We start from the raw sequence: 1,241 nt of genomic DNA on the forward strand, positions 1-1,241 counted from the left end.
AGCTATATATACATTATTTTTTAATACATCATTTAAGTCTAAACTTTTTAATAATTTATCAGCTGTATACTCATTAGAAAAGTATAATCTATCTGCCATCATAAAGTTCCTTGCTACATTACCAAAATTTAAAAATTCTCCTTCAATGTCTTTACCTAAAGTTTTTAATGGGGTACCATGCCATAAGTTATAATATTTTTGTTCTTTCCTTTTAGAGAAAAATGGGTAGAATGTATTATCATTAATTAAAATTTCTGATGTTGCTAATAATAGACCGTATTCGTAAGACATATGTTGAACTATTTTGATATTATTTATCTCATATTTACTTAAAAGTTTTTTAGCCTTAGCTTTAGCTTTAGTTACAATAAAAGTATTATAATTATTTATATTATTTAATTTATTTGCTAAACTAAATAAGTGGCCATTAATATCTTTACCATGTAAACTTTCAATTATTATTTGATTTTCTACTATTTCCTTTTGTTGACCATCTAAGAATCCTTGTATATATGGCTTATTATATTTTTGATATTCACTATTTCCTTCACCTTTATATCTTAAAATGTCCTTTAATTTTTGTCTTTTTTCTATAGATACTTTTTCTCGAAAAACTTTTCTTAAATTCATTTCATTATCTCCTAATTTTAGCATTCTTGTTTATAGAATTAATTTTTCCAATTTTTCCATAATTTCATTATTATATTTTTCGTATTCAAATTTTTTACAGGGTACATTACCTTCAATATAGGAGTTCATTCCTTCAACTATACTTGGAATATTGTTTTCTACTAATATTCCTGAATCTGATGTGATAACTGACTTTATTCCTGTAACATTTGTTCCTATGATAGGTTTGTTTAAAATCTTAGCTTCTAAAATTGAAATCCCTTGTCCTTCATAGTTTGAAGGTAGTATAAAGCAATCACATTGTTTCATAAAAACATAGGGATTAGATATAAATCCTAGCAAAAATACATGATTTTCTAATCCAAGATTTTTAATTAATTTATGCAAGTTTTCATACAATGGACCTTCACCTAAAATATAAAGTCTGCATTGCTTATTACTATTTATTAGTTGTTTAAAAGCCATGATTAAATTTATTTGATTTTTTTCTGGGGATAATCTTGCAACAGTTATAAAATTAAAATATTCCTTATTATACATATATATTTCGTTTAACTTAAACTCATTACTTGAATTAGCCTTTTCAATGACATAATCTCCATCAATTATAT

The 1,241-nt window shown here is 24.2% G+C and carries 2 protein-coding genes; both read right to left on the bottom strand.

The window, feature by feature from the left end:
• Window positions 1-630: CDP-glycerol glycerophosphotransferase family protein (locus tag CD113_RS12415; protein ID WP_206167428.1), on the bottom strand; the 630-nt coding region annotated here is incomplete at its 3' end.
• Window positions 631-660: 30 nt separating this feature from the next.
• The coding region (locus CD113_RS12420) for a glycosyltransferase (RefSeq protein WP_142380920.1) at window positions 661-1,241 on the bottom strand (581 nt) is incomplete at its 5' end.

Origin of the sequence: Staphylococcus simiae (assembly GCF_002902085.1) — a bacterium.
Taxonomy (GTDB): domain Bacteria; phylum Bacillota; class Bacilli; order Staphylococcales; family Staphylococcaceae; genus Staphylococcus; species Staphylococcus simiae.